At 63.2% G+C, this 7,736-nt stretch carries 5 protein-coding genes and 1 pseudogene; 5 read left to right on the top strand and 1 reads right to left on the bottom strand.

Annotation, left to right across the window (positions count from 1 at the left end; translation table 11 throughout):
• Positions 1-288: 288 nt before the first annotated feature.
• Entirely contained in the window at positions 289-1,161 is an 873-nt protein-coding gene (locus RJQ10_RS00005) for a LysR substrate-binding domain-containing protein (RefSeq protein WP_350142340.1), read from the bottom strand.
• A gap of 139 nt (positions 1,162-1,300) precedes the next feature.
• On the opposite strand from RJQ10_RS00005, the gene RJQ10_RS00010 reads away from it, so the two are divergent.
• The 5 genes and pseudogenes from RJQ10_RS00010 to RJQ10_RS00030 all read left to right on the top strand — a co-directional run.
• Positions 1,301-2,407: an S-(hydroxymethyl)glutathione dehydrogenase/class III alcohol dehydrogenase gene (locus RJQ10_RS00010; RefSeq protein ID WP_350142342.1), complete on the top strand. Its 1,107-nt coding sequence runs from the start codon at positions 1,301-1,303 to the stop codon at positions 2,405-2,407.
• Positions 2,408-2,592: 185 nt separating this feature from the next.
• Positions 2,593-3,084 carry a formate dehydrogenase subunit gamma gene (locus RJQ10_RS00015; RefSeq protein WP_350142344.1) on the top strand — a complete coding sequence of 164 codons (492 nt, stop codon included), beginning with the start codon at positions 2,593-2,595 and terminating at the stop codon, positions 3,082-3,084.
• The gene (locus RJQ10_RS00020) at positions 3,084-4,646 is read left to right on the top strand and encodes a formate dehydrogenase beta subunit (protein WP_350142346.1); all 1,563 of its coding nucleotides are present in this window, start codon (positions 3,084-3,086) and stop codon (positions 4,644-4,646) included. Before RJQ10_RS00015 ends, RJQ10_RS00020 begins: the two co-directional genes overlap by 1 nt.
• Complete coding sequence (fdhF, locus tag RJQ10_RS00025; RefSeq protein ID WP_350142347.1) at positions 4,646-7,546, top strand: formate dehydrogenase subunit alpha; 2,901 nt, start codon at positions 4,646-4,648, stop codon at positions 7,544-7,546. The genes RJQ10_RS00020 and fdhF overlap by 1 nt, the downstream gene beginning before the upstream one ends.
• A pseudogene (locus tag RJQ10_RS00030) lies at positions 7,527-7,736 on the top strand (formate dehydrogenase accessory sulfurtransferase FdhD); the annotation flags it as partial. The gene fdhF and the pseudogene RJQ10_RS00030, both read left to right, overlap by 20 nt.

Consider the following 7,736-nt stretch of genomic DNA (forward strand, 5'->3'; position numbering starts at 1 on the left):
CTCGAAGGCCTTCGGACCAAAAAAATGGACCTGGTGCGCTTCCACATCGGGAAGCGTGTTGAGGGTTTCGACAGCAGCGGTACTACCGACCTTCCCATATTGATAAACGATAAATCGGTGCATCGGCGTTCTTTCCTTCTGGCACGCTGCGGGTCTCTCGAGTGTGAGCGCATCTTAAAGCACTCCCGGGGATGCGGCAAAAAAGGCCGAAGGCGTAGTCGGCGTCTGCCGTTTATGGCGAGGCCGGGAGGTTGCTGGTCGTCCTGCCAGCACTCCCGAATCGTCGGTTTAGTCCGGCAACACCTCCGCCAGGTGATTTACAAACAGCCGTACCTTGGCCGACAGGTGCCGGTTGTGCGGATACACCGCCCACACTGCGGTATCTGTGGGTTTGAACTGTTCCAGAACGGGCTGGAGTTGTCCCTCGTCTACTGCCCCGCGAACATAGAAATCGGGCAGCTGCACCAGTCCCAGGCCTGACCTCGCCGCGTGGACCAGTGCCCGACCGTTGTTGCTACGCCAGTTGCCGTTTACTTCAAGGTCGAAATTGCGCAGCTTGTCCCTGAATCGCCAGGTGTTGAGGGTGCCGACAAGACAGTTGTGATTCACCAGCGCGGATACGTCCTGCGGAGTGCCGTAGCGATTCAGGTAGCCTGGGGCAGCACAGGTAACCAGTCGGCGACTGCAGATGCGCCGCGCTATCAGCGACGAATCTCGCAGGGTTCCCGCGCGGATGGCGATGTCATACCCCTCGGCGATCAGGTCGACCAGGCGATTGTTGAAGTCGATGTCAATGGTAATACCTGGGTGCTGGCCCATGAACGCCGCTGCCGCAGGCGCAATAAAGTCCTCCCCGAATGCTCCTGCGACGGTCAGTCTCAGGCGCCCGCGGGGTCGTTCCTGCAAGTCCTGTACGGCGTCTTCGGCTTCCGTCAGGGTCGTCAGGACATCCTGGCAGCGGAGGAAGAATGCCTGGCCGACTTCCGTTACTGACAATTTCCGCGTTGTGCGCACAAGTAACTGTGCGCCGAGCCGGGTTTCCAGCAACGCAATCTGTTTGCTCACATGGGATTTCGACACACCCAGCGCATCCGCAGCGCGGGAAAAGCTCCCGTGCTGGACCACGGCGACAAAGGCCTCAATACCTTCCCATTTATGCATTGCCGTTTCTCGTTGCCATAGCGGCTATCGGTAACAGTGTTTCCAGGTGGAAATAGTTATTTCATATTAACTTGGTTAATCTTCATATGAGAACAAAATATACTGATGGTTCCTGAAATGTTGTGAGTGGAGAGAGTCTATGAAGACCCGGGCAGCGGTCGCATTCGAGGCGGGGAAGCCTCTGGAAGTAGTAGAAGTGGATCTGGATGGCCCTCGTCACGGTGAGGTGCTGGTTGAGATCAAGGCAACAGGGGTTTGCCATACCGACGCATTCACCCTCTCGGGCGACGATCCTGAGGGTGCTTTTCCCGCGATTCTCGGTCATGAGGGCGCCGGGGTGGTAGTCGACGTGGGCCCGGGTGTGAAAAGCCTGCAAAGGGGCGACCATGTGATTCCGCTCTATACCGCCGAATGCCGGGAGTGCAATTTCTGCCTCAACCCCAAGACCAATCTGTGCCAGGCCGTCAGGGCCACCCAGGGGCAGGGCGTGATGCCGGATGGAACCAGCCGTTTTTCCCTCGAGGGCAAGCCCATTCTGCACTACATGGGCTGCTCCACCTTTTCCAACTACACGGTATTGCCGGAAATTTCCCTGGCCAAGGTGCGCAAGGACGCCCCCTTCGACAAAATCTGTTATATCGGCTGCGGGGTGACAACGGGTATTGGCGCAGTCGCTTTCACCATGAAAGTGGAGGCGGGCGCTACGGTGGCCGTGTTTGGCCTCGGTGGCATTGGGCTGAATGTCATTCAGGGCGCGCGGATGGTCGGGGCGAGTCGTATTATCGGTGTGGACCTCAATCCGGCCAAGGTCCCGCTGGCCAGGCAGTTCGGCATGACCGATTTCGTCAACCCCAGGGACGTGGACAACGTCGTGGAGCATATCATTGAGTTGACCGGCGGCGGAGTGGACTACAGCTTCGAGTGTATCGGCAACGTGAATGTCATGCGCCAGGCGCTGGAGTGCTGTCACAAGGGCTGGGGCCAGAGTTGTATCGTGGGCGTGGCAGGCGCCGGTCAGGAGATATCGACCCGGCCCTTCCAGCTGGTAACCGGGCGCTCCTGGCGGGGTACGGCCTTCGGCGGTGCCCGGGGCCGGACCGACGTGCCGAAGATTGTCGACTGGTATATGGACGGGCGGATCAATATCGACGACCTGATCACCCACACCATGCCTCTTGATGACATCAACAAGGCGTTCGACCTGATGCATTCCGGAGAAAGCATCCGTTCGGTGGTGCTCTACTAGGGCGCTTTGGTATCCCCGTGGGCCTCCTGTCCGCCTCAGCGGCCATCTATCGCCAGGTGTTTTTCTACCTGAGGTGGCGAAGAGGAGTGGGTGACCGAGGTCTCCCGCCATTTGGCACAGAGCCCGCCGTGGTCTGTATACTCCTTCCGATGCCGCGCGATACTCCAATAATATGAGGTAGTTCCATGCCCGAAGCGACCGCAGGGCAGTCCGAGGTGATTCAGGCTGCCATTGCCACCCACCGGCACCGGCCCGGCGCGCTGTTGCCGATACTGCACGCGATCCAGGATGGGCTGGGCTACATCCCGGGTGACGCCATTGCACCCATCGCGCAAGCGCTGAACCAGAGTCGGGCTGAGGTTGCGGGCGTGCTCAGTTTTTATCATCACTTCCGCACCAGGCCTCCGGGAAACGCCATCGTGCAGATCTGTCGTGCAGAGGCCTGCCAGGCGGTGGGCGCCCGGCAGCTGGAGGGCCACGCGAAGCAGAGACTGGGTATCGACTACCACGCCACTACGCGGGATGCCCGGATCAGCCTGGAGCCCGTGTACTGTCTGGGCAACTGTGCCTGCGGGCCTTCGGTCCGCATAGGAGATGCGGTGTATGGTCGCGTTTCCCCGGCAGTATTCGATGCGCTGCTGGACCAGCTGGACAGCGATGTGGTGGTAGTGCAGTGATGGCCACGCGGATCTTTGTACCCTCTGACACCACTGCCCGGGCGCTGGGCGCTGATGCGGTAGCGGCGGCCATTGAGCGGGAAGCGTTGGCACGCAAGATCGACCTGGAGCTGGTGCGCAACGGTTCGCGGGGCCTGTTCTGGCTGGAGCCGCTGGTTGAGGTGGAGACGTCTGCCGGCCGGGTGGCCTATGGTCCAGTGCGCGCGGAGGACGTGGGCGGGCTGTTCGAAGCGGGCCTGTGTTCGGGAGCAGCCCGGCATGCGTCGTTCCAGGGGCGGCCAGAGGATATCCCCTTCCTGCGCAACCAGCAGCGATTGACCTTTTCCAGGGTGGGACTGGGCGATCCGCTGTCGCTGGACAACTACATCGAACTCGATGGCTTTCGCGGGCTCAGCCGCGCCCTGACCATGGCCGGGGAAGACATCGTGCGCTGGGTCACGGAGTCGGGCCTGCGCGGTCGCGGCGGCGCAGCCTTTCCGACGGGCATCAAATGGCGCACGGTGCTGGACACACCGTCCCCGCTGAAGTACGTAGTGTGCAATGCCGACGAGGGGGACTCCGGCACCTTTGCCGATCGCCTGGTGATGGAGAGCGACCCCTACATGCTGATCGAGGGCATGATCATCGCGGGGCTCGCCGTGGGAGCCACGCAGGGCTATATTTACCTGCGTTCAGAATATCCCCTGGCGCAGCGAGTCATGAACGAGGCCATCGAGCGCGCCCACGCGGCGGGCTATCTGGGTGAGGGCATTCGCGGCACGAGTTACCGCTTTGATCTTGAGGTCCGGCTTGGGGCCGGGGCCTATATCTGCGGCGAGGAAACTGCCCTGCTGGAGAGCCTGGAGGGCAAGCGCGGCATGGTGCGGGTCAAGCCGCCCCTGCCTGCCGTAAAAGGATTGTTTGGTCAGCCGACGGTCGTCAACAATGTTCTGTCGCTGGCTGCCGTGCCGTTTATCCTCGATCGCGGGCCCGGGGCCTACGCGGACAGTGGCATGGGTCGCTCCCGGGGTACGCTGCCGTTCCAGCTGGCGGGCAACATCGCCCGTGGCGGCCTGGTGGAACTGGCTTTTGGCGCCACCCTGCGCGAGCTGCTGTATGATTTCGGTGGCGGCAGCCGCAGCGGCCGGCCGCTGCGGGCGGTGCAGGTGGGCGGTCCGCTGGGCGCCTACCTGCCGGAGTCGCAGTGGGATACGCCCCTGGATTACGAGGCCTTTGCTGCCATGAGCGCAATGTTGGGTCACGGCGGGATCGTCGCCTTTGACGATACGGTGGACCTGCGTCAGCAGGCGCGTTTTGCCATGGAGTTCTGCGCCGTGGAGTCCTGCGGCAAGTGCACGCCATGCCGCATCGGCAGTACCCGCGGGGTCGAGGTGATAGACCAGCTGGATGCCGATCCAGAGGGAAACCGGGTGCTGCTGGAAGAGCTGTGCGAAACCATGACCGATGGTTCCCTCTGCGCCATGGGCGGGATGACACCCTACCCGGTGCTGAGCGCCCTCCGGCAGTTCCCTGAAGATTTCACTGCGGACAGGGAACCCTGTGGTTCCCGGGAGCCAGTCTGATGCTGCACATTTACGAACCGGAGAGGGATTACGCCACTCCCGCGCCCCTGCCCGAGTACAGCGCCGGCTACGCCGCCCTGGAAGTCGTGGAGCTGACGATAGACGGCCGTCCAGTGGCAGTTCCGCAGGGTACCTCCGTGCTGCGCGCGGCCGCGCTGGCTGGGATCAACATCCCGAAGCTGTGTGCTACCGACGCCCTGGAGGCGTTCGGCTCCTGCCGCCTGTGTCTGGTGGAGATAGCCGGCCGCAAGGGTTACCCGGCCTCCTGCACCACGCCGGTGGAGACGGGGATGGCGGTCACAACCCAGACCGGCAAACTGGCGCGCCTGCGGCGCAACGTCATGGAGCTCTACATCTCCGATCACCCGCTGGACTGCCTGACCTGCGCCGCCAATGGCAACTGTGAACTGCAGGATATGGCCGGCGCGGTAGGCTTGCGCGAGGTACGCTACCCCGAGGGCGGGGAAAACCACCTGCAGGCGGAAAGGGATCATTCCAATCCCTACTTCAGCTTCGACCCCGCAAAGTGCATCGTCTGTTCCCGCTGTGTGCGCGCCTGCGAGGAAGTGCAGGGCACTTTTGCCTTGACCATCGCCGGCCGCGGATTCGCTTCCCGGGTGGCAGCGGGTGCGGAGCAGCCGTTCATCGCCTCGGACTGCGTGTCCTGCGGCGCCTGTGTCCAGCACTGTCCCACCGCAACGCTGATGGAGAACAGCATTGTCGAGCAGGGCCAGCCCGAACACTCAGTGGTGACCACCTGCGCCTACTGTGGGGTCGGTTGCGGATTCAGGGCGGAGATGAAAGGCGAGCAGGTGGTAAACATGCTGCCCTGGAAAAACGGGGGTGCCAATCGCGGCCATGCCTGCGTCAAGGGGCGCTTCGCCTTCGGCTACGCCACCCACCCGGATCGGGTCACCACACCGATGATCCGCGCAGCCATCGACCAGCCCTGGCAGGTGGTGTCCTGGGAGGAGGCCGTGGCCTTTGCCGCCGGGCGCCTGCGCGAGGTCCAGCAGCAGTACGGGCGCAACAGCATTGGCGGGATTACCTCTTCGCGCTGTACCAACGAGGAGACCTACCTGGTGCAGAAGATGGTGCGCGCGGCGTTCGGCAACAACAACGTCGATACCTGCGCCCGGGTCTGTCACTCTCCGACCGGCTACGGGCTCAAGATGACCCTGGGTGAGTCCGCCGGCACCCAGAACTTCGACTCTGTGGACGAGGCTGATGTGGTGATGGTGATCGGCGCCAATCCCACCGACGGTCATCCGGTATTCGCCTCCCGGCTCAAGCGTCGCCTGCGCAGTGGTGCGCGACTGATTGTGGTGGATCCCCGGCGTATCGACCTGGTGCAATCACCCCATATTCGCGCCGATTACCATCTGCCGCTGCGCCCGGGCACCAACGTGGCGTTCATCAATGCCATGGCCCACGTCATCGTCAGTGAAGGGCTGGAGGACCGGGCCTTCATCGAGCAGCGTTGCGACCAGGCGGCCTTCCGGGAGTGGCTGCAGTTTATCCGCGAGCCCAGCCATGCGCCCGAGCAGGTAGCGGCGGTCACCGGCGTCGATGCCGAGGCCCTGCGGGCGGCGGCGCGGCTGTACGCCGGCGGCGGCAACGGCGCTATCTACTACGGCCTCGGCGTGACCGAGCACAGCCAGGGCTCTACCATGGTCATGGGCATTGCCAACCTGGCAATGCTCACCGGCAATATCGGTCGTGAAGGGGTGGGCGTAAACCCATTGCGCGGGCAGAACAACGTCCAGGGATCCTGTGACATGGGCTCCTTTCCCCACGAGCTTCCCGGTTACCAGCCGATAGGGGATGACGGCGTGCGCAGCCAGTTCGAGGGTGCCTGGCAGGTGGAGCTGGACCCGGAACCCGGTTTTCGCATCCCCAATATGTTTGACGAGGCACTGGCGGGGAATTTCCGCGCGCTGTACTGCCAGGGCGAGGACATTGCCCAGTCGGATCCCAACACCCGCCATGTGGAGGCGGCCCTGCGCAAGCTCGACTGCCTGATTGTGCAGGATATTTTCCTCAATGAAACCGCCAAGTTTGCCCACGTGTTCCTGCCGGGCGCCTCCTTCCTGGAGAAGGACGGCACCTTTACCAACGCCGAGCGCCGCATATCGCGGGTGCGCCGGGTCATGACCCCGCTGGCGGGCAAGGCGGACTGGGAAGCTACCATGGCGCTGTCCAATGCCCTGGGCTACCCGATGTCGTATCAGCATCCCGCCGAAATCATGGACGAGATCGCCAGTCTCACGCCCTCGTTCCGGGGGGTGAGCTATACGCGCCTGGAGCAGCAGGGTTCCATCCAGTGGCCCTGCAACGAGACCGCTTGCGAAGGCACCCCGGTAATGCACGTGGACGAATTCATCCGCGGCAAGGGGCTGTTTGTGGTGACCGAGTATGTGCCGACCGAAGAGAAAGTTACCCGGCGCTTCCCGCTGCTGTTGACCACGGGGCGGATACTGTCCCAGTACAATGTGGGCGCCCAGACCCGGCGTACCGCCAACAGTACCTGGCACGCGGAGGACATTCTGGAGATCCATCCTCACGATGCCGGGGACCGGGGCATCGGCGAGGGCGACCGGGTGAGCATCGGCAGCCGGGTCGGCGAGACTACCCTGCGTGCCAGTCTCAGTGAGCGGGTGCAGCCGGGGGTGGTCTACACGACTTTCCACCATCCCGTCAGCGGCGCCAACGTCATCACCACCGAGAATTCTGACTGGGCCACCGATTGCCCCGAGTACAAGGTGACGGCGGTCGAGGTGCGCAGAACCACCGCGCCGTCCGCCTGGCAGCAGGCGCACAGTGAGTTTCACCAGGAGCAGCAGCGTTTGTTAAAGGGCGGACCCGGGGAGGTCAGTCGGGATGCAGCCGAAAAAGCCTGAACTGCCGCCGACAACAGCCGATGGCGATCTACCGTCGCGCCCGGTCCAGACCTGGCGCGACGGGGAGCTGGGCGCCAGTCGGGACACGCTGGCGGACGAGACGCCCGTGGCGCTGGTCTACAACTGCGTGTCCCACGCGGTGATGATGGCATCGGCCTCGGACCTGGAGGATTTTGCCCTGGGTTTCAGT

The sequence above is a fragment of the Haliea sp. genome (assembly GCF_040222615.1).
Lineage (GTDB): Bacteria > Pseudomonadota > Gammaproteobacteria > Pseudomonadales > Halieaceae > Haliea.

What these genes read in the sequence shown, in the direction of transcription:
- RJQ10_RS00005 (WP_350142340.1), bottom strand. Translation starts at nt 1,161, where the DNA reads ATGCATAAATGGGAAGGTATTGAGGCCTTTGTCGCCGTGGTCCAGCAC.
- RJQ10_RS00010 (WP_350142342.1), top strand. Translation starts at nt 1,301, where the DNA reads ATGAAGACCCGGGCAGCGGTCGCATTCGAGGCGGGGAAGCCTCTGGAA.
- RJQ10_RS00015 (WP_350142344.1), top strand. Translation starts at nt 2,593, where the DNA reads ATGCCCGAAGCGACCGCAGGGCAGTCCGAGGTGATTCAGGCTGCCATT.
- RJQ10_RS00020 (WP_350142346.1), top strand. Translation starts at nt 3,084, where the DNA reads ATGGCCACGCGGATCTTTGTACCCTCTGACACCACTGCCCGGGCGCTG.
- fdhF (WP_350142347.1), top strand. Translation starts at nt 4,646, where the DNA reads ATGCTGCACATTTACGAACCGGAGAGGGATTACGCCACTCCCGCGCCC.